This window comes from Salinarimonas ramus (genome assembly GCF_014645695.1).
Taxonomy (GTDB): domain Bacteria; phylum Pseudomonadota; class Alphaproteobacteria; order Rhizobiales; family Beijerinckiaceae; genus Salinarimonas; species Salinarimonas ramus.
Genome location: NZ_BMMF01000004.1, coordinates 205,453 through 232,212, shown reverse-complemented (window position 1 = coordinate 232,212; position 26,760 = coordinate 205,453). Strand labels below are relative to the sequence as shown.

Genomic DNA, 26,760 nt, shown 5'->3' with positions numbered 1-26,760 from the left:
TCACCGCACCGCCGCTTCCAAGAGCTTGCGCGCGGCGGCGCGGGCTTCGTCGGTGATGGTGGCGCCGGCGAGCATGCGGGCGATCTCGTCGCGCCGCGGCGCCTCGCGCAGCGGGGTGACGCGGGTCGCGACCCGGTCCGAGCCGTCCACGGGCTCCTTCGAGATGAGGTAGTGCGCGCCGGCGCGGGCGGCGACCTGGGGCGCGTGCGTCACGGCCATGACCTGCACGCGCTGCGACAGGCGCGCGAGGCGCTGGCCGATGGCGTCCGCCACCGCGCCGCCGACGCCGGTGTCGATCTCGTCGAAGACGAGGGTCGGCGCCGAGCCGCGATCGGCGAGGACGACCTTGAGCGCCAGCATGAAGCGCGAGAGCTCGCCGCCGGACGCGACCTTCATCATCGGGCCCGGCCGCGTGCCCGGATTGGTGCGGGCCCAGAACTCGACGCGGTCGATGCCGGCGGCGTCGCGGCTGTCGTCGTCCACCGAGATCTCGGTGATGAAGGCGGCGCGCTCCAGCTTCAGCGGCGGCAATTCGGCGAGAACCGCCTGATCGAGCGCGTGAGCCGCCGCGCGGCGCTTCTCGCTGAGCACCCGTGCCGCGGCGACGTAGGCCGTGTCCGCCTCGGCGAGCGCCGCCTCGAGGCGATGCAGCGTCTCCTCGCCGGCGTCGATCTCGGCGAGGTCCGCGGCCTGCCGCTCGGCGAGCGCCGCGAGCTCGTCGGCGGGAACGTCGTACTTGCGGGCGGCGGCGCGAAGCGCGAAGAGCCGCTCCTCCACCCGCTCGAGCTCGTGCGGATCGAACTCGGCCGCCCGGATCGCCTCCTCCAGCGCGGCGCGCGCCTCGTCGAGCGCGACGAGGGCGGCGTCGAGGGCCTTCACCGGCGGGTCGACGAGGGCGGGCGCCTGGGCGCCGCGGCGCTCGAGCCGGCGGACGGCGGCGGAGAGAGCGGCGACGGGGGAGGCGTTGCCGGCGACGGCGTCGAACGCCTCCTGCAGGTCGCTCGCGACCTTCTCGGACTGCATCATCGTGGCGCGGTGCTCGGCGAGCGTCTCCTCCTCGCCGGGCTTGGGCGCGAGCGCGGCGAGCTCCTCGACGGCATGGCGCAGGAAGTCGGCCTCGCGACGCGCGGCCTCGATGCGCGCGCGGTGGCGCTCGAGCGTGCGACGGGCGTCGCGCACGCGCTCCGCGCAGGCGGCGACCACGGCGACGTCCTGCGAGAGGCCGCCATAGGCGTCCAGAATCTCACGATGGGTCGTCGGGTCGACGAGGGCGCGGTCGGCGTTCTGGGCGTGGATCTCGACGAGGGTCGCGCCGATGGCGCGCAGCACCTGCACGCTCGCGGCCTGATCGTTGATGAAGGCGCGGGTGCGCCCGTCCGCCATCTGGACGCGGCGCAGGATCAGCTCGCCTTCGGTGTCGATCTCCGCCTGCGCCGCGACGGCGCGGGCGGGATGGTCGAGGGGCACGTCGAAGATCGCGGTGACGACGCCCTGCTTCTCGCCGTGGCGCACGAGCGCGCCGTCGCCGCGGCCGCCCAGCGCGAGCGAGACCGAATCGAGCAGGATCGACTTGCCCGCCCCGGTCTCCCCGGTCAGGACCGACAATCCCTCTCCGAACTGGAGCTCGAGCCGGTCGATCAGGACGATGTCGCGGATCGAGAGCTGGACGAGCATGGGGCGCGCCGGCTCAGCCGCCGACGCCGACCACCGCCCGCGTGAACCCGCGGAAGGCGCGGCTGATCCAGGAATCACGGTTCTCGCGCGGCTCGAGCCCACCGGACTGCAGGAGGGCGTAGCTGTCGCGATACCATTGCGATTCGGGGAAGTTGTGGCCGAGGACCGCGGCTGCCGTCTGCGCCTCGTCGACGATGCCCATGGCCATATAGGCTTCGGTGAGGCGCGCGAGCGCCTCCTCGGAATGGCGGGTGGTCTGGTACTCGGCGACGACGGTGCGGAAGCGGTTGATGGCGCCGGTATAGTTGCGGCGTTCCAGGTAGAAGCGGCCGACCTCCATCTCCTTGCCGGCGAGCTGGTCGCGGGCGAAGACGATCTTGGCGCGGGCGTCCTCGACGTAGTCCGAGTTCGGATAGCGGTCGATCAGCTCCTGGAAGGCGCGCAGCGCCTGGGCCGTCTGGGTCTGGTCGCGGGTGATGTCGGGAATCTGGTTGTAGTTCGACATCGCCAGGATGTACTGGGCGTAGTCCGCGTCGTCCTGGCCCGGATAGAGCTGCAGGTAGCGCTGGGCGGTGTTGCTGCTGTCGTCGTAGGCGCCGCCCGCGAACTGGGCGTAGGCCTGCATGACGAGCGCGCGGCGCGCGAAGTCGCTGAAGGGATAGGCTTCCTCGATCTCCTCGAACCGATCCGCGGCGGACTGGTACTGCCCGCGGTCGATGAGGGAGAGGCCTTCGTTGTAGAGCTCCGCGGCCGGGCGGGTCTCGACGATCTCCGGCTCGTAGGTCTCGCCGCCGCCGAAGGGATTGAGGGCCGAGACGGTCTCGCAGCCCGCGAGCGTCAGCGCGAGCCCCGCGATGGCGAGGGAACGGACGGCGCCCGCTTTCGCGCCTCGATACGCATTCGCGAAAGACATGCCCCGATCAACCTCCGGAAGGATTCGCGTCCAGGCGCTTCGCCGCGCCGTCGTCTCGTTGCCGCGCTGTTTACCTCAGACCCGCGGATCCGCAAAGCGGGTTCGCGCGCGTGCGCCTCGTGGTCGCGAGCGGGGAGGGAGCGTGTCAGCCGGCGCGGCCGCCGAAGGCCGCCACCTGCAGCGGCAGGATGGCCTCGACCGGCTCGCGGCGCGTCCCCGCCTCGACGATCTCGTAGTTCGCACGATCGGCGAACAAGGCTTCCAGGACGGCGAAATTGAGGCGGTGGCCGCCGCGATGGGCGCGGTAGGTGGCGGCGAGGGGATAGCCGGCGAGGGCGAGGTCGCCGATGGCGTCGAGCAGCTTGTGGCGGGCGAACTCGTCGGCGAAGCGCAGGCCCTCCGGGTTGATCACGCCGTCCTCGCCCACGGCGACGGTGTTCTCCAGCGAGGCGCCCAGCGCGAAGCCCGCCTTCCAGAGCGCCTCGACGTCGCGCATGAAGCCGAAGGTGCGCGCGGCCGCGATCTCGCGGCGGAAGGTCGCCGGGGTGAGGTCGCACACGCGGCGCTGGCGGCCGATGGCCGCATCGGCGAAGTCGATCTCGACGTCGAGCTTGAGGCCCTTCTCGGCGGGGAGCAGCTCGACGAAGGAGGCGCCCTTCTCCACGCGGACCGGGCGGCGGACCTTGAGGATGCGGCGCGGGGCCGCCTGCGCGATGGTGCCGACGCTCTCGATGGCGGCGACGAAGGGCGCGGCGGAGCCGTCGAGGATCGGCATCTCGGCGCCGTCGATCTCGACGAGCACGTTGTCGATCGCGAGGCCGGCGAGGGCCGCCATCAGGTGCTCGATCGTCGCGACCGCGCCGCTCTCGCGGGACCCGACGACGGTGCACAGCTCGGTGGCGGAGACGTTGATGTGCCGCGCCTCGATCAGGCGGTCGATGCCGTTGGGGAGGCCGGTGCGGAGGAAGACGATGCCGTGGCCGGGTTCGGCGGGATGCAGGGTCACCGAGACGCTCTCGCCGGAATGGACGCCCACTCCGCTGATCTCGACGGGTGCGCGCAGCGTGACCTGGTGCATCTGGCTCATCGTTCTCTTCCCGGACAAAGCGTCCTCGTCGCGGGCTCTGAGAGCCCTCGGCCGGTGATCCGCCTGTCCGTCTGTGTCGCCCCTGGGCGGACCGCGTGGGAGCGCGACCGCCTCTTCCTGTATGCGGCGCACCATAGTCGCGGCTTTCGCCCCGGCCAAATCACGTTGTCTAACGTTCTGTTACAAGTCGCCGCGCTTTCGCCGCAAAGTCCTATCGTCTTGTATTTCTTGAGTTCTTCGCCTCGGGTTCCGCAACGCGAACGCCCCGGACGCGGGGCGTCCGGGGCGCTTTCGGGCGGGAATCGGGCAGGGCCGGCGGCGGTGGCGAGAGGGGACTTGCGGACCGCCGCCGGGAGACGTCGTCAGTTGGCCTGACGACGCAGGAAGGCGGGGATCTCGAGCTGGTCGTCGTCGAGCGAGCGCGGCTGCGCTGGCGCCGGCGTACGGCCGTGGGGATCGAGATTGCCCTGGGCCGGGCGATAGCCCTGAGGCGCCGCCGGACGCTTGGCGTATTCCGCGTGGACCGGGGACATGCCCGGCTCGCGCGGCTGGACCGGCGCGGCCGGCGCGCTCGCCTGCGGGGCGGGCGCATGGCCGTGGGCCGGAGCCTGCGGACGCACCGCCGGGGCCTGCTGGCGCGGGGCGGCGGCGGCCGGGGCCTGCTGGCGCGGCGCCGGAGAGGGCGCCGGCTCCTCGCGACGGCCGAAGCCGACGGTGGCGAGGCGGTGCAGCAGGCCGCGCTTCTGCTCGGCCTCCGGCTGGGCCTCGCGGGCACGCAGCTGGTTCTGCGCCGGCAGCGGCAGCTCGTCGACGCGCGGCATGCGCGGCGCGCGATGGACGCGCTCGGCCTGCGGCGGCACGAAGATGTCGTCGTGCGAGGGCTCCGCCTGGGCCTCGGCCTGCATCGGGGCCTGAACCGCTGCGTGGACGGGAGCCTGCGCCTGCGGCTGGGCGGCGAGGCCCGCCATCGCCTCGGCGACGGCGCGCTCGGCCGCGGTCACCGCGGGAGAGGCCGGACGCTCGGCGGCGATCGCCGGGGCGGGAGCCTCGACGCGCGCCTCGGCGACGGTCTCGGCATGCGCCTCGATGACGGGCTCGGCACGCGTCTCGACGACCGGCTCGGCGGCGGGCGCCTGGACGGGAGCCTGGACGGGAGCCTGGACCTGCGTCACCGGAGCGGCGGCGCGCTGGGCGGGGACCTGCGGGACGACGGTGGTCGTCGCGGGCTGGGCCGGAGCGACGGTCTGAGCGGTCTGCGCCGCCTGGGCGGCGCGGGCGCGGGCCTCGGCGCGAAGCCGCTCGGCGACCTCGGCGATGCGCTGCTCGGTGGCGGAGACCTCGAGGGCCGCCTGCGCGAACTCGTGGTCGATGCCGGTGGCGACGACGGAGACGCGGATGACGCCTTCGAGGGTCTCGTCGAAGGTGGCGCCCAGGATGATGTTCGCCTCTGAGTCGACCTCCTCGCGGATGCGGGTCGCCGCCTCGTCCACCTCGTAGAGGGTGAGGTCGGGGCCGCCGGTGATGGAGATCAGCAGGCCGCGCGCGCCCTTCATCGACACGTCGTCGAGGAGCGGGTTGGCGATGGCCGCCTCGGCCGCCTGGAGGGCGCGGTTGTCGCCGGACGCCTCGCCCGTGCCCATCATCGCCTTGCCCATGCCGCGCATGATGGCGCGCACGTCGGCGAAGTCGAGGTTGATGAGGCCTTCCTTCACCATCAGGTCGGTGATGCAGGCCACGCCCGAATAGAGCACCTGGTCGGCCATCGCGAAGGCGTCGGCGAAGGTGGTGCGCTCGTTGGCGACGCGGAAGAGGTTCTGGTTGGGGATGACGATGAGCGTGTCGACGTTCGACTGCAGCTCCTCGATGCCCGATTCGGCCAGGCGCATGCGCCGGGAGCCCTCGAACTGGAAGGGCTTGGTGACGACGCCCACCGTGAGGATGCCCATCTCGCGGGCGGCCCGCGCGATGACCGGAGCCGCGCCGGTGCCGGTCCCGCCGCCCATGCCGGCGGTGATGAACACCATGTGCGCGCCCGAGAGCTGATCGCGGATCTCGTCGATCACCTCCTCGGCGGCGGCGCGACCGACGTCGGGCTGCGAGCCCGCGCCGAGGCCTTCCGTCACCGCCACTCCCATCTGGACGATGCGGCTCGAGCGCGAGGAGGCGAGCGCCTGCGCGTCCGTGTTGGCGACGACGAACTCGACGCCCTGGAGGCCGGAATCGATCATGTTGTTGACGGCGTTGCCGCCGGCGCCGCCGACGCCGAACACCGTGATGTGCGGCTTGAGCTCCCGGATGTCCGGAGCCTGCAGATTGATCTGAGCCATAGGCTTGCCCTCTCGTGCCCTGTCCCGTGTCCCGCGGCGCCTGGTTCGCGCCGCCCCTGTCTCGTGTCCCCGAGCCCGTTACGCCGGCCCGGACGTGTTCACACTCAGAAGCTCTCGCGCAGCCATCGCCCGACGCGCGAGATGTAGCCCTGTCCCTCGGCGCCGCCCGCCTGCCCGCCGCGCGCGTCGAAGCGCTCGGCGTGGGAGACCTGCGGGTAGACGAGGAGCCCCACCGCCGCCGTGAAGGCGGGACCCTTGGCGGCCTCGGGGAGACCCTTGATCCCGAGGGGGCGGCCGATGCGGACCGGTCCTTCGAGGATGCGGCGCGCCGTCTCCGGCAGCCCCGCGAGCTGGCTCGCACCGCCCGTGAGGACGATGCGCCGGCCCGGCCGCGGCCCGTGCCCGGCTTCCGCCAGGCGGTCGCGCACGAGCTCGAGGATCTCCTCGACCCGCGGCCTGACGATGCGCACGAGGTGCGACTTCGGCAGGTGGGCGGCGACGTCGCGCTCGTCCTCGTCCACGGTCGGGACGTGGATGAGGTCGCGCTCGTCCGCGGCGGAGGCGATGCAGGCGCCGTGGAGCGTCTTGAGGCGCTCGGCGGCGGAAAGCTTGGTGGCGAGCCCGCGGGCGACGTCCATCGTGACGTGGTGCCCGCCGACGGCGAGCGCGTCCGCATGCACGAGATGGCCCGCCTCGAAGACGCCCACGGACGTGGTGCCGCCGCCGCAATCGACGACGACCACGCCCATCTCGGCCTCGTCGTCCGACAGAGCGGAGAGCCCCGCGGCGTAAGGCGTGGCGACCACCGCCTCGACGTCGAGGTGGCAGCGCTCGACGGCCAGCATCAGGTTGCGCGCGGCCGCGCCCTGGGCGCCGACGACGTGGAGGTCGACGGAGAGCTTCTCGCCGAGCATGCCCGTGGGATCGGCGATCCCGGCCTGGGCGTCGAGCGTGTAGGAGAGCGGGATCGAGTGGAGCGTGATGCGCCCCTGGCCGACGCCGCCGGCGGTGGCCAGGCGCAGCGTGCGCTGGATCTCGGCCTCGCCCACGGTGCCGCGGGCGGTCACGGTGGAGGAGAGGCGCTGGGAGGCGATGCGCCCGCCCGTCAGGTTGACGATGACGGACTGGATCTCGACCTTCGCCATCCGCTCCGCGGCGTGGACCGCGTGGCGGATCGAGGCCTCCACGGCCTCCAGGTCGACGATGGCGCCGCCCTTGAGGCCCACCGAGCGGTGGTGCCCGATGCCGAGGATGCGCGCGAGATGCGTGCGGTTGGTCAGGCCCTCCGCGCCCTCCCAGGGCTGCAGCTGGGCGACGAGGCAGACGATCTTCGAGGTGCCCACGTCGAGCACCGAGAGGATCGCGCTCTTGCGGGCGGAGAGCGGCTTGAGGCGGGGGAGGACGACGGGGGCGGTCACGTGCGCACCCCCCGGCCGCGCAGGACGCGGTCCTCCATCTCCTCGGCGCGCGCGGCCGCCGCCTCCTCGGTCAGGCGAACGACGATGCGATCGGGCATGCGCAGATCCACGGCGATGATGTCCTTCTCCAGGATCGCGTGATCGCGTTCCAGCGCGACGAAGCGCTCGAGAGCCGCCATCGGGTCGCGCTCCGGGAGGCGCAGGTCGATGCCGCTGTCGAGGGTGAGGGTCCAGCGCCGCTCGGCGACGAGGCTGCCGGCGCGGATGCGCGCACGCAGCGGCCCGGCCGCGTCGACGATGGCGAAATAATCCTCGAGCCGCGTGTTCGCGCCCTCGCCCACGACGTGGGGCAGGACGCGGTAGCGCGGATCGTCGTGGAAGACGTCGATGATCTGGCCGTCGGCGGCGATGACGTAGACGCGTCCGTCCACCTGCCAGAGCGCGAAGGGCTCGCGCTCGACGATGCCGATCGTCACCTGGTTGGGGAAGAGCTTGCGCACGGAGGCCTCGCCCACGAGGGGCAGGCTCTCGAGCTGCTCGCGGGCGATGCCCACGTCGAGGAAAGGCAGGGAGGCGCGCGGATCGATGCCCGCCGCCGAGAGCACCTCGCGCTCGTCGAGGCGCCCGATGCCGGAGATGGTGATCGCCTCGATGCCGAAGCCGAAGGCGCGCGCGACGATGTCGCGGGGGGAGCCGTTCTGCGCGAAGAAGGCGTCGAGGCGCCCGCCCGCGGAGAGCCCGGCGAAGGCGGTGGCGCCGAAGAAGGCGCACAGCAACATGGAGCCGGCGAATCGCGGCAGGCGGCGCTCGAGGCGGGCGATGGGGCCGCGGCGGCGGAAGGCCGCGGGCAGGACGGAGCCGAGCGCGTCGAGCCGCAGGCCCCGCAGGAACCCGGCGCGCGCCTCCGCGCCGCCGGGCGATCCGGCGGTCAGCGGTTCAGCGAGGCGTCCTCCACCATCCATCGTACAAGCTCACCGAAGCTGTGGCCCGCATGGGCCGCGATCTCCGGCACAAGGCTCGTTTCGGTCATGCCGGGCTGGGTGTTGACCTCCAGCGCCACGAGCTTGCCCGTCCCGTCGGGGCGGTCGTCGTAGCGGAAGTCGGTCCTCGTCACCCCTCGACAGCCGAGAGCTTGATGCGCCGTTAACGCCGACTCTTGGACCTGATGGTAAATTTTCGGTTTAAGGTCTGCGGGGAGGACGTGGATGGATCCGCCCGCGGCGTATTTCGCATCGAAGTCGTAGAAGGCGCCGGTGGCCGGGCGTATGTCGATGATGTCGAGCGCCCGGTCGCCCATGACGGCGCAGGTCAGCTCGCGCCCGGCGATGAATTCCTCCGCCAGCAGCAGGTCGCCGTAGGGCCAGTCCTCGCGCCCCACCTCCTGGGGCGGGTGGGAGCGGTCCTCGCGCACGATGACGACGCCGAAGGAGGAGCCCTCGCTCACGGGCTTGAGCACGTAGGGCGGCGGCAGGACGTGCTCGCGCGCTGCGTCGAATCGCGAGCAGACGAGCCCCGTGGCAACGGGCACGCCGGCGGCGGCCATGATCAGCTTGGCCTTGTCCTTGTTCATGGCGAGCGAAGAGGCGAGGACGCCCGAATGGGTGTAGGGGATGCGCAGGTACTCGAGCAGGCCCTGAATGCGCCCGTCCTCGCCCATCGGCCCGTGCAGGCCGTTGAAGACGACGTCGGGAGCGAGCCGCTCGAGATCGCGGGCGACGTCGGGCGTCACGTCGACCTCGGTGACGCGATAGCCCACCTCCGCGAGCGCGGCCGCGCAGGCGCGGCCGGTCTTCAGGCTCACCGGCCGCTCGGCCGACCAGCCGCCCATCAGGACCGCGACGTGCTTCATCGAATGTTCCTCGTCTCGCGCGTGGTGCTCCCCCGGCTCCGCGAGGGTCGACCTTCGTGCTGAACGCCCGGTAAACGGCGACGCTCGAATGCCGTCGATCGGCTCCGGGGTACCGCGGGCGGGTCGCGCGTGCAAATCGGGCGCGGTAGGATCGGGGCCTCGTCGGGCGATTCGCGCCCGTCGCCTTCGGCTGGTCCCGAGAGCGGCCGAGAGGAGCCCATGTCGACGATCGTCGCCCGGACCCGTGCCGCGCAGAAGAGCCTGCCCCGTCTCGACGGGCGGCGGGAGCGTGCGCTCGCGCCGGGGGCGCTGGTCGCGGGGATCGACGAGGCCGGGCGCGGGCCGCTGGCGGGGCCCGTCGTGTGCGCGGCCGTGGTCTTCCACGGGCCCGTCCCGCGCGGGCTCGCCGATTCGAAGAAGCTCGCCGCCGAGCGGCGGGACGCGCTCTACGAGACGATCCTCGCGCGCGCCCACGTCGCGATCGCGAGCGCCGGGCCCGCCGAGATCGACCGTCGCAACATCCGCGGCGCGACGCTCGCCGCCATGTGCCGCGCGCTCCTCGCGCTGCCCTGCGCGCCCGACCTCGCCCTCGTCGACGGGCGCGACGTGCCGCCGGGGCTCTCCTGCGAGGGCAGGGCGGTGATCGGCGGGGACGGCGAGATCGCGGCGATCGCGGCGGCGTCCATCGTCGCCAAGGTCATGCGCGATCGGATGATGCGCCGCCTCGACCTCGTGCATCCCGGCTACGGTTTCGCGCGCCACATGGGCTACGGCACGCCCGAGCATCTGGCGGCGCTCGCCGCGCGCGGCGTCTGCCCGGCCCATCGGCGCAGCTTCGCGCCGGTGCGCGCGCATCTCCCGGAGGCGGACGGCGCGACGCATGAGCACGGCACGGCGCATGCGAAAGAGGCCGGCGACGTCGCCGGCCTCTTCCTGATCTGATCGGTCATCAGCGGCGCGAAGCGCCCGCGTCAGCCCTGGGGCTGGAAGACCTGGCCGTCGAGCATCTCGCAGGACGACGTCTCCGCGGAGATGCGGAAGCCCTCGCCCTCCTCGGTGATGTTGCAGGTCATCGGGAAGCTCGCGTCGCCCGTGGCGCCGGACGCGTTCGACAGCGTCAGCGTCTGGTCGAAGACGCGCCAGTCGCCCTCGACGGCGTTTCCGTCCGGACCGGTGAGGCTGAACGTGCCGCCCTCGGCGAGCTCGAGCGAGAGCTGATCCGAGGTATAGGTGCCCGGCTCGACCATGGCGGCGGTCGTCGCGCTGATGGCGCCGGTGGCCTCGCCCGCGGTGGAGAGCGTGTCGGTGCCGGTGCCCGTCGTGCCGCCCGCCTGCGCTGTGGTCTGGGTGTCCCCGCCCTCCGGCGTGATGACCGTGACCTCGGCCTCGCCGGTATCCTCGACGATGGGCTCGATCTCGGTGCCGGCGGTCTCCGTTTCGGTCGCGGCGCCCGTGGTGGTCTCGGGCTCGATCACGGTGACCTCGGTGTCCGTCTCGGTCTCGACGGGCTCCTCGACGACGGCCGCGGTGTCTTCCTCGACGACCGGGGCGGTGTCCTCGACGACGGCCGTGTCCTGCTCGACGATGGCCTCGTCCTCGATGACCGGCGCCTCGGCGGTGGTCGTCTCCTCGCCGCAGGCGGCGAGAGCCAGGATGGCGACGACGGGGGTCAGCTTCGCGAAGCTGGTGTAGCGGTTTCGGGTCGTGCTGCGCATGGTGGCATCACCTCTCGTGAGTTCGAAAATCGGCCTGACAACGAGCGAGGCGGCCAAGCGTTCGATCACGATTGATGACAGACGGATTCACGACCGGCTGAGCAGGAAGACCCCCTGTTCGCCGAGGATGTTCCAGGCCCACCAGGGCAGCGGCAGCCGTACGGGCTCGCCGCGGCCGTCGAGCGCGTAGGCCCGCTCCACACGCGCGCCGACGATCTCGCACAACCCGACGAAGTCCCGGATCGTGCAGAAGTGGATGTTGGGCGTGTCGAACCAGGTGTAGGGCATCGTCTCGTTCACGGGCATGCGCCCGCGCAGCGCGATGTCCACCCGCACCCGCCAATGGCCGAAGTTCGGGAAGGACACGATCGCCCGCTTGCCGATGCGCAGCATGTGCTCCAGCACCTCGCGCGGGCGGCGCGTCGCCTGGATGGTCTGCGAGAGGATGACGTAGTCGAAGGCGTCGTCGGGATAGTCGGCGAGGTCGGTGTCGGCGTCGCCCTGGATCACGGAGAGGCCGCGGGCGAGGCAGGCGGCGACGTTGTCGCGCTCGATCTCGATGCCCCGGCCGTCGGCGCCGGTGCGGTCGCGCAAGAGCGCGAGGAGCGCGCCGTCGCCGCAGCCGACGTCGAGGATGCGCGCGCTCGGCGTCACGAGCTCGGCGAGAAGCAGGTGGTCCTTGCGCGGGGCGACGCCGGGCGCCGGGGCGGCGGAGACGAGCGGCGGGGGCTGGTGCGCGGTCATCTCAGATCCCCCGCGCCGCGGCCGCGCCGTCGATGAAGCCCTTGGCGGCGGCGAACATGTCGGGCTCGTCGAGGAGGAAGGCGTCGTGGCCCTTGTCGCTCTCGACCTCGACGAACGAGACCGACGCGCCCGCCGCGTTGAGCGCGCGCACCACGGCGCGGCTCTCCTCGGTGGGGAAGAGCCAGTCGGAGGTGAAGCTCATCACGAAGAAGCGGCTGCGCGTGCCGCGGAAGGCGTCGGCGAGCTTGCCGCCGTGCTCGTCGGCGAGGTCGAAATAGTCCATCGCCCGCGTCACGTAGAGATACGAGTTGGCGTCGAAGCGCTCCACGAAGGTGATGCCCTGGTGGCGCAGGTAGCTCTCGATCTGGAAGTCGGCGTCGAAGGAGAAGGTCGGTGCGTCGCGGCCTTGGAAGCGGCGGCCGAACTTGCGGTGGAGCGCGCTCTCGGAGAGGTACGTCACGTGCGCGCCCATGCGGGCCACGGCGAGGCCCTTGCGGGGCCGCGCGCCCTCCTCGAGATAGCGCCCGCCGCGCCAGTCCGGATCGGCCATCACGGCCTGGCGGCCCACCTCGTGGAAAGCGATGTTCTGCGCGGAATGGCGGGCGGAGGCGGCGATGGGCATCGCCGCGAAGACGCGGTGCGGGTAGAGCGCCGCCCATTCGAGCACCTGCATGCCGCCCATGGAGCCGCCGGCGACGCAGAAAAGGTCCTCGACGCCGAGCCGGCTCATCAGCATCGCCTGCGCGCGTACCATGTCGCGGATCGTCACGAGCGGGAAGTCGAGCCCCCAGGGCGCGCCGGTGTCGGGATTGGTGGAGGCGGGGCCGGTCGAGCCCATGCAGCCGCCGATGACGTTGGCGCACACGACGAAGAAGCGGTCCGTGTCGAGAGGGCGGCCCGGGCCGACGAAGCTCGTCCACCAGCCGGGCTTGCCGGTGACCGGGTGGTCGTTCGCCACGTGCTGGTCACCGGTGAGCGCGTGGCAGACGAGGATCGCGTTCGTGCGATCGGCATTGAGCGTGCCGTAGGTCTGGTAGGCGAGCTGCCAGGGCGCCAGCGCCGTGCCGCAATCCATCATCAGGGGCTCGTCCCGACCGAAGCGGGCGACGTGGCTCTGGGGCTCGTCGGCCTGGTTGCGCGCCTCGCGGGCGAGCGTGGAATCGGCGATCGGGGCGGGGGCGGTCATCTCTCGGCGATCTCTGACGCGACGTACGGGTATAAGGATCTACCGATTGAACGATCGAATTCGTTCGTTACGGCGAACGCAGCATAATGCCGGGATGCAGTTCGAGCAATGGGGTGGGCGAAGGCAGCCGCACGCACGCGGCGTGGCGCCGCGTGGCGTCTCCGGGCGGGGCGGTGCGTCTATTCCGCGGCCTGGCGCGGCTCGTAACCGAGGCGACGGTTGAGCTCGTAGAGCAGCTTCTCGGCGGCCTCCGCGATGACGGTACCCGGCGGGAAGACCGCGGAGGCGCCCATCTCCAGGAGGGTGGGCACGTCGTCGGGCGGGATGACGCCGCCCACGACGATCATCACGTCGCCGCGGTCGTAGGCTTCGAGCGCCTTGCGCAGCTCGGGCACCAGGGTGAGGTGGCCGGCGGCGAGCGAGGAGACGCCGACGATGTGGACGTCGTTCTCGATGGCCTGGCGCGCGGCTTCCTCGGGCGTCGCGAAGAGCGGGCCGATGTCCACGTCGAAGCCGAGGTCGGCGAAGGCGGAGGCGATGACCTTCTGGCCGCGGTCGTGGCCGTCCTGGCCCATCTTGGCGACGAGGATGCGCGGGCGCCGCCCGTCCTCCTCCTCGAAGGTTTCGACGAGGGTGCGCACGCGCTCGACGGCAGGGGACATGGCTCCGACCTCCCGCTTGTAGACGCCCGAGATGGAGCGGATCTCGGCGCGATGACGGCCCCAGACGGTCTCCAGCGCCGCGGAGATCTCGCCCACGGTCGCCTTGGCCCGCCCGGCCTCGACCGCCAGCGCGAGGAGATTGCCCTCGCCGGTCTCGGCCGCCTTCGACAGCGCGGCGCAGGCGGCGTCGACGGCGCCCTGGTCGCGCTCGGCGCGAAGGCGCGCGAGCTTGTCGAGCTGGAGCTGGCGGACGTTGGCGTTGTCGACCCTGAGCACGTCGACCGGCCGCTCGTCGAGGGGCTTGAACATGTTGACGCCGATGACGGCCTGGTTGCCGGAATCGATCCGCGCCTGGGTGCGCGCGGCGGCCTCCTCGATCTTGAGCTTGGGCACGCCGGCCTCGATGGCCTTGGCCATGCCGCCCAGCGCCTCGACCTCCTCGATATGCGCCATCGCCTTCTTGGCGAGCTCGGCGGTGAGCCGCTCGACGAAATGCGAGCCGCCCCATGGATCGATGATGCGCGTCGTGCCGCTCTCCTGCTGCAGGAAGAGCTGGGTGTTGCGGGCGATGCGGGCGGAGAAGTCGGTGGGCAGCGCCAGCGCCTCGTCGAGCGCGTTGGTGTGGAGCGACTGGGTGTGCCCCTGCGTCGCCGCCATCGCCTCGATGCAGGTGCGGGTGACGTTGTTGAAGACGTCCTGCGCGGTGAGCGACCAGCCCGACGTCTGGGAATGGGTGCGCAGAGCCAGCGACTTCTGGCTCTGCGGCTCGAATTGCTTGACCAGCTTGGCCCAGAGCAGGCGGGCGGCGCGCAGCTTCGCCACCTCCATGAAGAAGTTCATGCCGATCGCCCAGAAGAAGGACAGGCGCGGAGCGAACGTGTCGATGGTGAGCCCCGCCGCGAGGCCGGCGCGGATGTACTCGACGCCGTCGGCGAGCGTGTAGGCGAGCTCGAGGTCCTGCGTCGCGCCCGCCTCCTGCATGTGGTAGCCGGAGATGGAGATCGAGTTGAACTTCGGCATGTTCGCCGAGGTGTAGCCGAAGATGTCCGAGATGATCCGCATGCTGGCCAGGGGCGGGTAGATGTAGGTGTTGCGGACCATGAACTCCTTGAGGATGTCGTTCTGGATCGTGCCGGCGAGCTTGTCGGCGGACACGCCCTGCTCCTCGGCGGCGACGATGTAGAGCGCCATCACCGGCAGCACCGCGCCGTTCATGGTCATGGACACGCTCATCTGGTCGAGCGGGATGCCCGAGAACAGCGTGCGCATGTCGTAGATGGAATCGATCGCGACGCCTGCCATGCCGACATCGCCGGCGACGCGGGGGTGGTCGGAATCGTAGCCGCGATGGGTGGCGAGGTCGAAGGCCACCGAAAGGCCCTTCTGGCCCGCCGCGAGGTTGCGGCGGTAGAAGGCGTTGGAATCCTCCGCCGTGGAGAAGCCGGCATATTGGCGCACGGTCCACGGCTGGGTGACGTACATGGTCGGGTAGGGGCCGCGCAGGTAGGGCGCGATGCCGGGCAGGCCGTCGACGAAGCCGAGCCCCGTGCGATCCTCCGGGCCGTAGGCGCCCTTCACGGGAATGCCCTCCGGCGTCTCCCAGGGCGCGCCGGCCTCGGCGCCGGCCGCCGCTTCGCCGCGCGTGGCGTGGGCGAAGGGGAGGCTCGTGAAATCCGGCAGGGTGCTCGGGGATGTGGTGCTCGGGCTTTCCGTCCTCATCGTCTCACCTCCACGCAGCGGCCTTCCGGCAGCACGCTTCCCTTGTCATCCCGAACGCAAAAGGCGATCCGGGACCCAGAACACGTGGAGGTAGGATCAGGGCGCGCGAGAGCGCGTCCGTCCACGTGTCGCCGATGCAGGCCGGTCGTGGCCGCGCGCGCTCTCGCGCACGCTATAGCCGGCACCTGTGGTTCTGGGTCCCGGGTCCGCTTCGCGGCCCGGGATGACAGGGAGAGCGCGGCCGCTCGGAACGAGCGATGATGTGGGCGCTCGGCCGTTCGATCAAGCACGGGCGGCCTCCTCTGCGCGGCGGAGCGCGTCCTCGAGCAGCCCGAGCAGGTCGACGCCCATGAAGACGAAGGCGTCGATGCCGGCCTCGCGCCAGGCGGCCTCGTGGGCGCCGGGGCGGCCCGCGAGGTAGAGCCTGGTGCAGCCCGCGTCCTTCATCGCCTTCGCGGCGGCGGGTGCGTCGGTCTCGTAGAGCGCGTCCGACGAGCACAGGCAGGCGATGGTGGCGCCCGAGGCGCGGAAGGCCTCCGCCATGGCGGCGTGATCGGGAAAGCCGTCGTTGCCGAGCGCCGCGATGCCGCCGGCCTCGAAGGCGTTCTTGGCGAAGGTGGCGCGAGCGTTGAAGGCGGAGAGCGGGCCGATATTCGCGAGGAAGATCGCCGGCCGCTTTCCGTGGGCGGCGAAGAGCGCGTCCGAGCGGTCGCGCAGGCGCTCGTAGGGCTCGGCGTCGCGCCGCCGCGGGAGTGCGCCGAGCGTGACCGGCTCGATTCCGGCCGGCGCGGCGAGGAGGCGGGCGAGGCGCGCGCCGGACGCGGCCTCCGCCACCAGGTCCGAGAAGGCGGCGACGGGCGGCGCGGAGGCGTCCGCCTCGGAGGGCGCGGCCGGCGGCGGGGCTGCGTCGGCGTCCATGGCGACGGCGACGGGCTTCTCGTCGAGGAAGGGGAATTCCGAGACGCCGGTGATGGCGTCCTTGCGCTTGGCGATGGCCGCGTCGCGGGCGGCGCGGGTCGCGCGGATGCGCTCCTGCAGCGCGCCGGCGCGCAGCGCCTCGACCATCCCACCCTCGCGCTCGATCTCCTGGAAGAGCGCCCACGCTTTCTCGCAGAGCGCATCCGTGAGGCCCTCGAGCGCGCCGGAGCCGGCGGCGGGATCGGCGACGCGCCAGAGATTGGATTCGTGCAGGAGGACGAGCTGGGTGTTGCGCGCCACCCGCCGGGCGAAGGCGTCGGGCAGCCCCAGCGCGGCGGTGAAGGGCGTGACGACGAGGGAATCCGCGCCCCCCACGCCGGCCGAGAAGGTCGCGACCGTGGCGCGCAGAAGGTTCACCCACGGATCGCGGCGGGTCGTCATGCGCCAGGCGGTCTCGGCGTGGAGCCGGATCGGCTTCGGGGTGAGGCCCGACGCCTCCTCGACGCGCGCCCACAGCGCGCGCAGGGCCCGGAACTTGGCGATGCCGAGGAGCTCGTCCGCGTCCGCCACGAGGAGGAAGGAGAGCGCGTCGCGCGCGACATCGAGGGAATGCCCGCCGGCTTCGAGCGCGCGCAGGTAGGCGAGGCCGGTCGCGAGCACGCAGGCGAGCTCCTGCGCCTCGCTGGCGCCGGCCTCGTGCCAGGGCCGCGCGTCCGCGAGGAAGGTGCGGCCGGTGAAGCCGCGCGCCGCGAGATCGTGCAGCGTCTGCGCCGAGCGCTCGGCGACGATTTCCCACGGCGCAGACATCCGTCCCGCCGCCGCCGCGGCACCGATCGGGTCCAAGGCGAGGTCGATGGAGAGGTCGGCGAGCGCGTGCCCGCGGCGCTCGGCGAGCGCCACGAGGAGCGCCGCCGCCTGGCGCCCCGCGCCGCCGGCGTCGAGGCGCAGGTGGACGAGGTCGAGCATGACGCCGCGCAGAGCCGCGTCGAGATCGTCGAGCGTCTCGATGCGCAGGCCGAAGCCGCGGGCGGACGAAGCCTGCGGCAGGACGAGGACGAGGGCGTCCGCGCCGCCCTCCAGATCCTCCAGCGCCTGGCCGGCGGCGCTCTCGATGCGCGGATCCTCCACGCGCTGCGCCACGCGCCAGGGGCCGTGGGCGGCGCGGCCGGGACGCGGTGCGGCATCGGACTTGCCGTAGAGCGGCTGGACGGCGAGACCGTCGTATGTCCTCGAGACGAGCCGCTTCTCGAAGTCGGCGCCCTTCAGCACGCCCTCGACGAGGGCGAGCCAATCCTCCCGCGAGGGGAGGGGGAAGTCGGCCGAGAGGGCGGCGTCGTCGATCATGGTGTCGCTCCGCAAGACGTCCTCATCGGTCTACCGCCAAAGCCGGGGGAGACGGAAGCGCCACTTTGGTCCGGTCGCGCACGGAGGGGCGTCTTGCTCCCGTCACGCCTGCGTGCGAAGCGGCGGCGTTCGAACGCCACCGGAGCCCGCCCCGTGACCATCCTCGTCTTCGACGTCGGCAACGTCCTCATCCGCTGGGACCCGCGCTTCCTCTACGAGCGCATGTTCGAGGGGGACGTGGCGCGCATGGAATGGTTCCTCGCCAACGTCTGCACCAATGCGTGGAACCTCGAGATGGACCGCGGCGCGCCCTATGCCGAGCACGTGGCGGCCTTGAGCGCGCGGTACCCCGAGTGGGAGCCCTACATCCGCGCCTTCGACACGCGCTGGCAGGAGATGGTGCCCGGCGACATCGCGCCGAACACGGCCCTGTTCGAGCGCCTGCTGGAGCGGAGCGAGCCGGTCTACGGCATCACCAACTTCTCGCGGGAGAAATGGGCCGACGCGTGCGCGCGCTTCCCGCTCCTGACCCGCTTCACGGGCGTCGTCGTCTCCGGCCACGAGGGGGTGATCAAGCCCGATCCCGTGATCTACCGCCTGCTGCTCGACCGCTACGGGCTCGAGGCGGGCGCGTGCTTGTTCATCGACGATTCGGAGAAGAACGTCGCCGGCGCTCGCGCCGTCGGCATGCGCGCGCTCCATTGCCCGCTGGGCTTCGATCTCGAAGCCGGGTTGCGCGCCGAGGGCGTCGAGGTCTGACGCGGGCGTCAGCCCGGGCTTCATTCGCGCGCCCTGCGATGCGATAGAGGGGCGTGAACGAGGCTCGCGAGGAGGCGCGCATGATCCTGGTCTGCGGCGAGGCGCTGATCGATCTCTTCGTCGGTGCGGACGACGGCACGGCGCTCGATGCGCGCGCGGTGCCGGGGGGCTCGCCCTTCAACGTGGCAATCGCGCTGGCGCGGCTGGGGCGGAGCGCCGGCTTCTGCGGCGGGCTCTCGACGGATCGGTTCGGGGACGTGCTGGCGAGCCGGCTCGCGCGCGACGGTGTCGACCTCGCGCTCGCCCCGCGTCTTACCGCGTCGACGACGATCGGCGTCGTGGCGCGGCGCCCGAACGGGGACGTCTCCTACGCCTTCCACGGCCACGGCGCCGCGGACCGCGTGATCACGAGCGCCGACCTGCCAGCAGCGCTGCCCGAGGCCGTGCGGGCGCTGACCTTCGGCTCGTTCTCGACGGCCGTCGATCCCGCGGGCGCCGCCTACCTCGCGCTGGCGCGGCGCGAGGCGGGACGGCGCGTGATCTCGCTCGACCCCAACCTGCGCGCCATGGTGACGCCGGACCTCGCCGCTTGGCGGGAGCGCATGGGCGATTTCCTGGCGCTCGCCGACATCGTCAAGGCGAGCGCGGAGGACGTCGCCGACGGCTTCGGCGTCGCGCACGGGGACCGCGCGGGCGAGGCGCGGCTCGCGGAGAGCTGGCTCGCCGGCGGGGCGCGCCTCGTCGTCGTGACTCACGGGCCCGACGGGGCGCGGGCCTATCTGGGTGGATCGGGCGGGACGGTGGTCGTGGAGGCGCCGGGACGTGCGGTGAGCGTCGCGGACACGGTGGGCGCCGGCGACACGCTCCATGCGGGGCTGCTCGCGCGGCTCGACGAGCGGGGGCTCCTCGACCGGGACGCGCTCGCGCGCCTCGACGCCGGCGCCGTTTCCGACGCCCTCGCCTACGCCATCGCGGCCGCCTCCATCACCTGCGAGCGCGCGGGCGCGAATCCGCCGAGAGCCGAAGAGGTGGAGGCCCGGCTCGGCTGAGCACGCGCCGCTACCTGCCCGCAGGGGAGGACGACGGCCCGAGGGCCGGAGGGTGGGGCGGGGGCGGGCCGGCTTGCAGAACACTCGTAACGGCCCCACCGCCCGCGCTGCGCACGGACTCCTCCCCTGCGGGGAGGTGGCGGGGTGGCGGGGTGGCGGCCTGCATTCCCGTCAGCGGCGGAGCATGCCGCCGAGCACGCCGCGGACGATGGCGCGGCCGACGCTGGAGCCCGTGCGCCCGCCGATGGAGCGGCCGATGTCGGCGGCGACCTGGCCGGCGACGCGGTTGACGACGGTGCGCGTCACCTCGCGGGCGACGCGCTGGCCGGTGGTGAGCCGCCCGCGCCGAGATCCGCCGCCGCCACCCGCGCTCCCGCCGGTGCCGAAGAAGTCGCCGAGCGCGTCGAGGAGGCCGCCCTTCTCCTCCGGGATCTCCTCCTCGCGCAAAGCCTCCTCGGCGCGGCGCGCCAGGATCTCGTAGGCGCTCTCGCGGTCGATGTTGGTGTCGTAGCGCCCGGCGAGCGGGCTCGTGCGCAGGATGCGCTCGCGCTCGGAATCGGTGGCGGGGCCGACGCGCGCCATCGGCGGGGCGACGAGGGTGCGCTCCACCACGGTCGGCGCGCCCTTGGCGTCCAGCGTCGAGACGAGCGCCTCGCCCACGCGCAGCTCCGTGATGGCGGTCTCGACGTCGAAGGCCTCGTTCTGCCGAAAGGTCTCTGCGGCGGCCTTCACGGCGCGGCGATCACGCGGGGTGAAGGCTCGCAGCGCGTGCTGGACGCGGTTGCCGAGCTGGCCCAGCACGGCGTCGGGAAGATCGAGCGGGTTCTGCGTGACGAAATAGACCCCGACCCCCTTCGAGCGGATGAGCCGCACCACGCGCTCGATCGTGTCGAGGAGGGCCTCGGGCGCGTCGTCGAAGAGCAGGTGCGCCTCGTCGAAGAAGAAGACGAGCTTGGGCTTGTCCGGGTCGCCCACCTCCGGCAGGCGCTCGAACAGCTCCGAGAGGAGCCAGAGCAGGAAGGTGGCGTAGAGGCGCGGCGTGTTCATGAGCCGCTCGGCGGCGAGCAGGTTGATCGTGCCGCGGCCGGAGCGATCCGTGCGCATCAAATCGAGGATGTCGAGGGAGGGCTCGCCCAGGAAGGCCTCGCCGCCCTGGTTCTCGAGGACGAGGAGCTGGCGCTGGATGGCGCCGACGGAGGCCTTCGAGACGTTGCCGTAGACACCCGAGAGCGCCGAGGCGTTCTCCGAGACGAAGGCGAGGAGGGCGCGCAGGTCCTTCAGGTCGAGGAGGAGCAGCCCCTCCTCGTCGGCGAGGCGGAAGGCGATGTTGAGGACGCCCTCCTGCGTGTCGTTGAGGTCGAGGAGGCGCGACAAGAGCAGCGGACCGATCTCGGAGATCGTGGCGCGGATCGGGTGGCCGCGCTCGCCGAACAGGTCCCAGAAGACGGTCGGGTAGTCGTCGGGCTCGTAGGGCACATCGATCTCGGCGGCGCGTTCGACGAAGGGCCTGGCGCCGTCGCCGGGGACCGCGATGCCGGAGAGGTCGCCCTTGATGTCGGCGGCGAAGACCGGGACGCCGGCGTTGGAGAAGCCCTCGGCGAGCGTCTGCAGCGTCACGGTCTTGCCCGTGCCCGTGGCGCCGGCGACGAGCCCGTGACGGTTCGCGCGCCTCAGGAGGAGGGTCTCCGCCTTGTGGCTCTTGCCGATGAGGATGTGATCGCGCTCGCTCATGCCGCCCCGCCCCGGATCTCTGCTTCGTCCCGCGTGTCATTGTGGCGCGGGCGCGACGCGGGTGCCAGTGCGCGGACGTGACGAAAACGGCCGGGGCTCGCGCTCCGGCCGTCTTCGAGGTGCTGGGGTCAGCCGCCGATCACGTGTGGCGATCACTTGCCGCGCAGCGTGTCCTTGATGCTGCCGGCGGTGTTCTGGGCCTTGCCCTCGGCCTGCTGCGAGCGGCCCTCGGCCTGCGTCTTCTGGTCTCCGGTGAGCTTGCCGGCGGCTTCCTTCGCCTTGCCGGCCATGTTCTTGGCGGAGCCCTCGGTGCGATCCTTGTCGACGGACATTTTTCGTCTCCTCTCGTCGGGACGGTACCCGTACGCCCACCGAACGGGCGGGCGGAGTCGGAGTTCCGGCGAACGAGCGGCGTGGCTGGCGCATTGTCGCGGCGATCCCCCTCCTCGGCGCCGGGCTTGCGCAACGGGGGCGGCTCTGCGACCCATACGCACGAGGCGTGCCCGCGACGAAGCCGCGGCCGCGACACGGACGAGTTCCACACGGAGACGACCATGGACGATCTCATCGCGCGCATCACCGAGCGCACCGGCCTCGACGCGGAGACCGCGCGCAAGGCCGTGGGCATCATCCTCGCCTTCCTGCGCAAGGAAGGGCCTCCCGAGGAGGTGAACCGCCTCATCGCGGCGATGCCGTCCGCCGAGCAGGCGATCGCCGACGGCGAATCCGCCTCCGGCGCCGGCGGGCTCATCGGCTCGCTCGGCGGGATGATGGGCGGCGGCGTGATGCAGCTGGGCGGCAAGCTCATGCAGATCGGCGTCGACATGGGCCAGATGCAACCTCTCGGCAAGGAATTGTTCGCCTACGGCCGAGAGAAGGTGGGCGAGGACACGCTCGGCCCCATCGTCGGATCGATCCCGGGCCTTCAGCAGTTCGTGTGAGGCGGGCACTCGTCGCGGGCCTTTTCCGGCCTGCGACGGATGTCGCGGAGCGCCGCCCCTGGCGAAGCGGGTGGGGGGACTATACATTGATGCTCGATCGCGCTTTCATCGATCTCGGGCGCGTCGCCCGAGCGGGGCGTCCGGTCCAGCTAGAGAATGGATGACCCGGCTGTCATGGTTCGGTTCGACTTCGAAAGGGGAAGCGTGAGCGGCGCGTGGGGGTCACGCGCGTCGCGGGTCGGTACGCTCGGCGTCCGATCAGGCGTACGATCACCGATCATCGCCGCCGGCTCGGACGAGGGCGGCGGTGACGACGGCGGGCGTTCGGGCACGGCGATCATCACGCGTACCAAGCCGCGCACGAAGAAGCCCAACCTTTATCGCGTGCTGTTGCTCAACGACGACTACACGCCGATGGAGTTCGTCATCCACGTCCTCGAGCGCTTCTTCCACAAGTCGCGCGAGGACGCCACGCGCATCATGCTGCACGTCCATCACAACGGCGTGGGGGAATGCGGCGTCTTCACCTACGAGGTGGCGGAGACCAAGGTGACCCAGGTGATGGATTTCGCCAGGAAGCACCAGCATCCGCTGCAATGCGTCATGGAGAAGAAGTAGCCTTTCCCTCACGAACTCGTAGAGGCCAGCCTTGCCGAGCTTTTCTCGCTCTCTTGAACAAGCGCTCCACCGGGCTCTCGCCCTCGCCGGCGAGAGGCGTCACGAATACGCGACGCTGGAGCACCTTCTCCTCGCGCTGGTCGACGACCAGGACGCGGCCGCGGTGATGCGGGCCTGCAACGTCGACATCGAGGCGCTCCGGCGCAATCTCGTGGAATACGTCGACAACGAGCTGGCCAACCTCGTCTCGGACCACCGCGCCGACGCGAAGCCCACCGCGGGATTCCAGCGCGTTATTCAACGTGCGGTGATCCACGTCCAGTCCTCGGGCCGCGAGGAGGTGACGGGCGCGAACGTGCTCGTCGCCATCTTCGCCGAGCGCGAGAGCCATGCCGCGTACTTCCTGCAGGAGCAGGACATGACGCGCTACGACGCGGTGAACTACATCTCGCACGGCATCGCCAAGCGCCCCGGCGCCGCCGAATCGCGCCCGCCCCGCGGCGTGGAGGAGGAGAGCGGCGAGCGGCCCTCCGGCGAGGAGGGCGAGGCGCGCTCCAAGAAGAAGGGCGATGCCTTGGACGCCTATTGCGTCAACCTCAACAAGAAGGCGCGCGAGGGCAAGATCGACCCGCTGATCGGCCGCGAGGCCGAGGTGCAGCGCACGATCCAGGTGCTCTGCCGCCGCCAGAAGAACAATCCGCTCCTCGTCGGCGATCCCGGCGTGGGCAAGACCGCCATCGCGGAGGGTCTCGCCCGCAAGATCAACGAGGGCCGGGTGCCCGACGTGCTCGCCGACGCCACCGTGTTCTCGCTGGACATGGGCGCGCTGCTCGCCGGCACGCGCTATCGCGGCGATTTCGAGGAGCGCCTGAAGCAGGTCGTCAAGGAGATCGAGGCGCACCCGAAGGCGATCATGTTCATCGACGAGATCCACACGGTGATCGGCGCCGGTGCGACCTCGGGCGGTGCCATGGACGCCTCGAACCTGCTCAAGCCGGCTCTGGCGGCGGGCACGCTGCGCTGCATCGGCTCGACGACCTACAAGGAATATCGCCAGTATTTCGAGAAGGATCGCGCGCTGGTTCGCCGCTTCCAGAAGATCGACGTCAACGAGCCGTCGGTCGCGGACACGGTCGAGATCATCAAGGGCCTCAAGCCCTATTACGAGACCTTCCACAAGCTGCGCTACTCGAACGACGCCATCAAGGCGGCAGTGGAGCTCTCCGCGCGCTACATCCACGACCGCAAGCTGCCCGACAAGGCGATCGACGTGATCGACGAGACGGGCGCCTCGCAGATGCTGCTGGCGGAATCCAAGCGCAAGAAGACGATCGGCGTGAAGGAGATCGAGGCCACCATCGCCTCCATGGCCCGCATCCCGCCCAAGACCGTCTCGAAGGACGACGCGGAGGTGCTCGCCAACCTCGAATCCTCGCTCAAGACGGTGGTCTACGGGCAGGATCAGGCGATCGGCGCGCTCACCTCGGCGATCAAGCTCGCCCGTGCGGGCCTGCGCGAGCCGGAGAAGCCGATCGGCAACTACCTCTTCGCCGGCCCCACCGGCGTCGGCAAGACGGAGGTGGCCCGCCAGCTCTCCAAGGCGCTCGGCGTCGAGCTCCTGCGCTTCGACATGTCGGAATACATGGAGCGCCACACGGTCAGCCGGCTGATCGGCGCGCCTCCCGGCTATGTCGGCTTCGACCAGGGCGGGTTGCTCACGGACGGGGTGGACCAGCATCCGCATTGCGTGCTGCTCCTCGACGAGATCGAGAAGGCGCATCCGGACCTGTTCAACATCCTGCTACAGATCATGGACCACGGGAAGCTGACGGACCACAACGGCAAGCACGTCGACTTCCGCAACGTGATCCTGATCATGACCACGAACGCGGGCGCGGCGGACCTCGCCAAGGCGGCGTTCGGGTTCACGCGCACCAAGCGCGAGGGTGACAATACGGAGGCGATCAACAAGCTGTTCGCGCCGGAATTCCGCAACCGTCTCGACGCGATCATCTCCTTCGGCAACCTGCCGCGCGAGGTGATCTACAAGGTGGTGGACAAGTTCGTCCTCCAGCTCGAGGCGCAGCTCGCCGACCGCAACGTCACGATCGAGCTCTCGCAGGGCGCGCGGGACTGGCTCGTCGATCACGGCTACGACGAGAGCATGGGCGCGCGGCCGATGGGTCGGCTCATCCAGTCCTCGATCAAGACGCCGCTCGCCGACGAGGTGCTGTTCGGGCGCCTGAAGGACGGCGGCGCGGTCAAGGTGATCGTGGAGAAGGACGTCGACGGGCTCGACAAGCTCGGCTTCGAGTACATGCCGCCGGAGGCGAAGCCCGCCAAGGTGAAGCTCGAGAAGCCGACCGACCCGCCCAAGAAGGCCAAGCGCAAGCTGCGCGCGGCCGCCAAGAAGCCCTCGCCCAAGAAGCCGGGTGACGGCCCGGACGGCGGTGGTGGCAACGGCGGTGGTGGCGTGCGGACCGTTCCGAAGGTGCCTCTGGTGCGCGCATGACGCAACGCGATCTCGACGAGGCGGTGGCGCGTCTGCGCGCCGCCTCGTTGCGCAACGACCCGGCCGCGGGAGATCTCGCGCCCGATCTCGGCCCACCCCGCGGCCGGCCGGAATCGGCCGGGCAGGGCCCGCTCGACCCCGACATCGTGGATGCCCACGCGCACGTGGTCGACGGCCACGAGGCCCCGACCGCGGGCGGGACCGTGCTGCCGCGCTCCGACTTCGTGCAGCCGCTGCCGAGGCAGGGACAGGCGCAAGGACAATGGCACGGTGACGCGCCGCTGCAGGCGGCGTCGCCAGAGGCCGTGCGGGCGCGCGCGGTGCCGCGGGAGAACGTGGCGCCGGCACCCGTGCTGGAGCCGGACGATCGCCGGGCCTATCGACAGGCGGGCGAGGACGACGATTACGAACGCTTCGCGGCGGACGGCGAGAGCGAGGGCGGCTTGCGCGCGCGGCTGCCGGCCTTCCTGCGACGCGGCGGGCGCAGCGGCGTCGGCGGCGGGCGGCCCGCTCCCGAGGCGCATCCGTCGGAGCCGCCGCCCGCCTACGAAGAGCCTCCGGCTCCCGCTGATGCCGCCGACGAGCGCGCGCCGCGCTCGCTCCTGCGGCGCGGACGCTCGCGCGAAGCCGTGCGCGAGAAGCCGGTGCGTGGGCGCGCCGCTCTGCGGCACCAGGGCCCGCTCAGCGAGCGGGAAAAGCGCTGGGAGCGGCGGCGCAAGCGCCACGTCCTCGAGGAGATCCTCGGCTGGGTGCTGGTGCCGGTGATCCTCGTCGGTCTCTACTGGGCCGTGATCTTCGGCCTGTCGCTCCTCGGCCTCACGCTGGACGATGTGGTCGCCGGCGCTCAGCAGGCGTGGGACGCGCTGCAATAGGTCGATCGAACAGGTCGTGGATACGAGAAGGCCGCCTCGGGTGAGGCGGCCTTCTTCATGTCGGAGCCCGGGGCGGAGGGGATCACTCCTTCTCTTCCGGCGGGAACTCCTCCTCGAACTGCTCGATGTCGATGTTGATGCCGCCGAACAGATCCTTGTAGAAGGCCGCCATCTCGGAGCGCGTGATGACGCTGCCGGACGTGTTGATCTCGTCGAACTCGACGCCGAGCATCTCGCCCAAGCCGAGCTCGTAGAACTCGTCCTCGTCCATCGTCGAGCCGACGTCGTTCTGCTCGAACGTCGCCTTGGCAGCGGTATTGGCCGAGATGATGCCGTTCTCGTTGCCGTCCGCTTCCGCGAAGTCGAACGGAGCGAGCGTCTCCATCTCCTCCTGCGGCGGATCCTCTCGCTCCTCGACGATGCCGCCGGCATCCATCCACTCGTCCTCGGAGATCGAGCCGCTGGACGAGCCGCCGTTGATCTCCTTGAAGAGGTTGTTGGCGATGAGATTGGCGCTCACCTGGCCATCGCCGTTCTTGTCGAGATCCTCGAAGGACATCTCCGAGAGCTCGCCATCGAAGCTCGACACGAGCTCGTAGAACATCTCCTCGTCGAGGTGGGTGCCGAAGTTCTCCTTCAGGCCCTCGCGAAACTCGCTCTTGGTGATGGAGCCGTTGCCGTTTCCATCGAAATCCTGGAAGCCATAGGCCATGACGCCCTCC

Annotated in this window: 22 protein-coding genes; 7 read left to right on the top strand and 15 right to left on the bottom strand. The window is 71.4% G+C overall.

Translation table 11 applies throughout. The features are described from left to right. The 7 genes from recN to IEX89_RS07810 form a co-directional block, all read right to left on the bottom strand. The gene (gene recN / locus IEX89_RS07840; RefSeq protein ID WP_188911411.1) at positions 1-1,674 is read right to left on the bottom strand and encodes a DNA repair protein RecN; all 1,674 of its coding nucleotides are present in this window, start codon (positions 1,672-1,674) and stop codon (positions 1-3) included. A gap of 13 nt (positions 1,675-1,687) precedes the next feature. Next, on the bottom strand, positions 1,688-2,587 hold the full coding sequence (locus IEX89_RS07835; protein ID WP_188911409.1) for an outer membrane protein assembly factor BamD: 900 nt from the start codon (positions 2,585-2,587) through the stop codon (positions 1,688-1,690). A gap of 145 nt (positions 2,588-2,732) precedes the next feature. After that, positions 2,733-3,674, bottom strand: a complete 942-nt coding sequence (gene lpxC / locus IEX89_RS07830; RefSeq protein ID WP_188911407.1) for a UDP-3-O-acyl-N-acetylglucosamine deacetylase — start codon at positions 3,672-3,674, stop codon at positions 2,733-2,735. Between the two features lie 362 nt (positions 3,675-4,036). Beyond that, positions 4,037-6,001 (bottom strand): cell division protein FtsZ, encoded by a 1,965-nt coding sequence (gene ftsZ, locus IEX89_RS07825; RefSeq protein WP_188911405.1) that lies wholly within the window; start codon positions 5,999-6,001, stop codon positions 4,037-4,039. Between the two features lie 104 nt (positions 6,002-6,105). Next, positions 6,106-7,419: a cell division protein FtsA gene (gene ftsA, locus IEX89_RS07820; RefSeq protein WP_188911403.1), complete on the bottom strand. Its 1,314-nt coding sequence runs from the start codon at positions 7,417-7,419 to the stop codon at positions 6,106-6,108. Then, the gene (locus tag IEX89_RS07815; RefSeq protein WP_188911401.1) at positions 7,416-8,381 is read right to left on the bottom strand and encodes a cell division protein FtsQ/DivIB; all 966 of its coding nucleotides are present in this window, start codon (positions 8,379-8,381) and stop codon (positions 7,416-7,418) included. The genes ftsA and IEX89_RS07815 overlap by 4 nt, the downstream gene beginning before the upstream one ends. Further along, a complete protein-coding gene (locus IEX89_RS07810; RefSeq protein ID WP_188911399.1) occupies positions 8,348-9,268 on the bottom strand; it encodes a D-alanine--D-alanine ligase in 921 nt (306 codons plus the stop codon). Before IEX89_RS07810 ends, IEX89_RS07815 begins: the two co-directional genes overlap by 34 nt. Positions 9,269-9,487: 219 nt before the next feature. Here IEX89_RS07810 and rnhB point away from each other — a divergent pair, with 219 nt between their 5' ends. Further along, a complete protein-coding gene (gene rnhB, locus IEX89_RS07805) occupies positions 9,488-10,210 on the top strand; it encodes a ribonuclease HII (RefSeq protein WP_188911398.1) in 723 nt (240 codons plus the stop codon). Positions 10,211-10,239: 29 nt separating this feature from the next. On the opposite strand, the gene IEX89_RS07800 is transcribed toward rnhB, so the two are convergent. The 5 genes from IEX89_RS07800 to IEX89_RS07780 all read right to left on the bottom strand — a co-directional run bounded on the left by IEX89_RS07800 (position 10,240) and on the right by IEX89_RS07780 (position 17,553). Next, a complete protein-coding gene (locus IEX89_RS07800) occupies positions 10,240-10,983 on the bottom strand; it encodes a hypothetical protein (RefSeq protein ID WP_188911396.1) in 744 nt (247 codons plus the stop codon). Positions 10,984-11,070: 87 nt separating this feature from the next. After that, complete coding sequence (gene metW / locus IEX89_RS07795) at positions 11,071-11,727, bottom strand: methionine biosynthesis protein MetW (protein WP_188911394.1); 657 nt, start codon at positions 11,725-11,727, stop codon at positions 11,071-11,073. A 1-nt stretch (position 11,728) separates the two neighbouring features. Continuing rightward, a complete protein-coding gene (metX, locus tag IEX89_RS07790) occupies positions 11,729-12,913 on the bottom strand; it encodes a homoserine O-acetyltransferase MetX (RefSeq protein ID WP_188911392.1) in 1,185 nt (394 codons plus the stop codon). A gap of 179 nt (positions 12,914-13,092) precedes the next feature. After that, positions 13,093-15,294 (bottom strand): methylmalonyl-CoA mutase, encoded by a 2,202-nt coding sequence (gene scpA, locus IEX89_RS07785; RefSeq protein WP_188911390.1) that lies wholly within the window; start codon positions 15,292-15,294, stop codon positions 13,093-13,095. A 282-nt stretch (positions 15,295-15,576) separates the two neighbouring features. Then, positions 15,577-17,553, bottom strand: a complete 1,977-nt coding sequence (locus tag IEX89_RS07780) for a methylmalonyl-CoA mutase family protein (RefSeq protein ID WP_373290563.1) — start codon at positions 17,551-17,553, stop codon at positions 15,577-15,579. 156 nt (positions 17,554-17,709) lie between these two features. Between IEX89_RS07780 and IEX89_RS07775 the strand changes: the two genes are divergently transcribed. Both IEX89_RS07775 and IEX89_RS07770 read left to right on the top strand, forming a co-directional pair. Further along, the gene (locus IEX89_RS07775) at positions 17,710-18,315 is read left to right on the top strand and encodes an HAD family hydrolase (RefSeq protein WP_244645176.1); all 606 of its coding nucleotides are present in this window, start codon (positions 17,710-17,712) and stop codon (positions 18,313-18,315) included. Positions 18,316-18,368: 53 nt separating this feature from the next. Further along, entirely contained in the window at positions 18,369-19,364 is a 996-nt protein-coding gene (locus IEX89_RS07770) for a carbohydrate kinase family protein (RefSeq protein ID WP_244645175.1), read from the top strand. Positions 19,365-19,535: 171 nt separating this feature from the next. Here IEX89_RS07770 and IEX89_RS07765 read toward each other — a convergent pair whose 3' ends face one another. Together IEX89_RS07765 and IEX89_RS07760 are read right to left on the bottom strand one after the other, a co-directional pair. Further along, positions 19,536-21,095, bottom strand: coding sequence for a helicase HerA-like domain-containing protein (locus IEX89_RS07765; RefSeq protein ID WP_188911386.1), 1,560 nt, complete (start codon positions 21,093-21,095; stop codon positions 19,536-19,538). Positions 21,096-21,247: 152 nt separating this feature from the next. Next, positions 21,248-21,427 carry a CsbD family protein gene (locus tag IEX89_RS07760; protein WP_188911384.1) on the bottom strand — a complete coding sequence of 60 codons (180 nt, stop codon included), beginning with the start codon at positions 21,425-21,427 and terminating at the stop codon, positions 21,248-21,250. 222 nt (positions 21,428-21,649) lie between these two features. Here IEX89_RS07760 and IEX89_RS07755 point away from each other — a divergent pair, with 222 nt between their 5' ends. The 4 genes from IEX89_RS07755 to IEX89_RS07740 all read left to right on the top strand — a co-directional run bounded on the left by IEX89_RS07755 (position 21,650) and on the right by IEX89_RS07740 (position 26,038). Next, positions 21,650-22,036, top strand: a complete 387-nt coding sequence (locus tag IEX89_RS07755) for a DUF2267 domain-containing protein (protein ID WP_188911381.1) — start codon at positions 21,650-21,652, stop codon at positions 22,034-22,036. A gap of 276 nt (positions 22,037-22,312) precedes the next feature. Further along, positions 22,313-22,654 carry an ATP-dependent Clp protease adapter ClpS gene (clpS, locus tag IEX89_RS07750; RefSeq protein ID WP_188911846.1) on the top strand — a complete coding sequence of 114 codons (342 nt, stop codon included), beginning with the start codon at positions 22,313-22,315 and terminating at the stop codon, positions 22,652-22,654. A gap of 31 nt (positions 22,655-22,685) precedes the next feature. Further along, positions 22,686-25,166: an ATP-dependent Clp protease ATP-binding subunit ClpA gene (clpA, locus tag IEX89_RS07745; RefSeq protein ID WP_188911379.1), complete on the top strand. Its 2,481-nt coding sequence runs from the start codon at positions 22,686-22,688 to the stop codon at positions 25,164-25,166. Further along, positions 25,163-26,038, top strand: coding sequence for a hypothetical protein (locus tag IEX89_RS07740; RefSeq protein ID WP_188911377.1), 876 nt, complete (start codon positions 25,163-25,165; stop codon positions 26,036-26,038). Before clpA ends, IEX89_RS07740 begins: the two co-directional genes overlap by 4 nt. A gap of 82 nt (positions 26,039-26,120) precedes the next feature. On the opposite strand, the gene IEX89_RS07735 is transcribed toward IEX89_RS07740, so the two are convergent. Next, positions 26,121-26,750, bottom strand: a complete 630-nt coding sequence (locus tag IEX89_RS07735; RefSeq protein WP_188911375.1) for an EF-hand domain-containing protein — start codon at positions 26,748-26,750, stop codon at positions 26,121-26,123. Between the last annotated feature and the right edge of the window lie 10 nt (positions 26,751-26,760).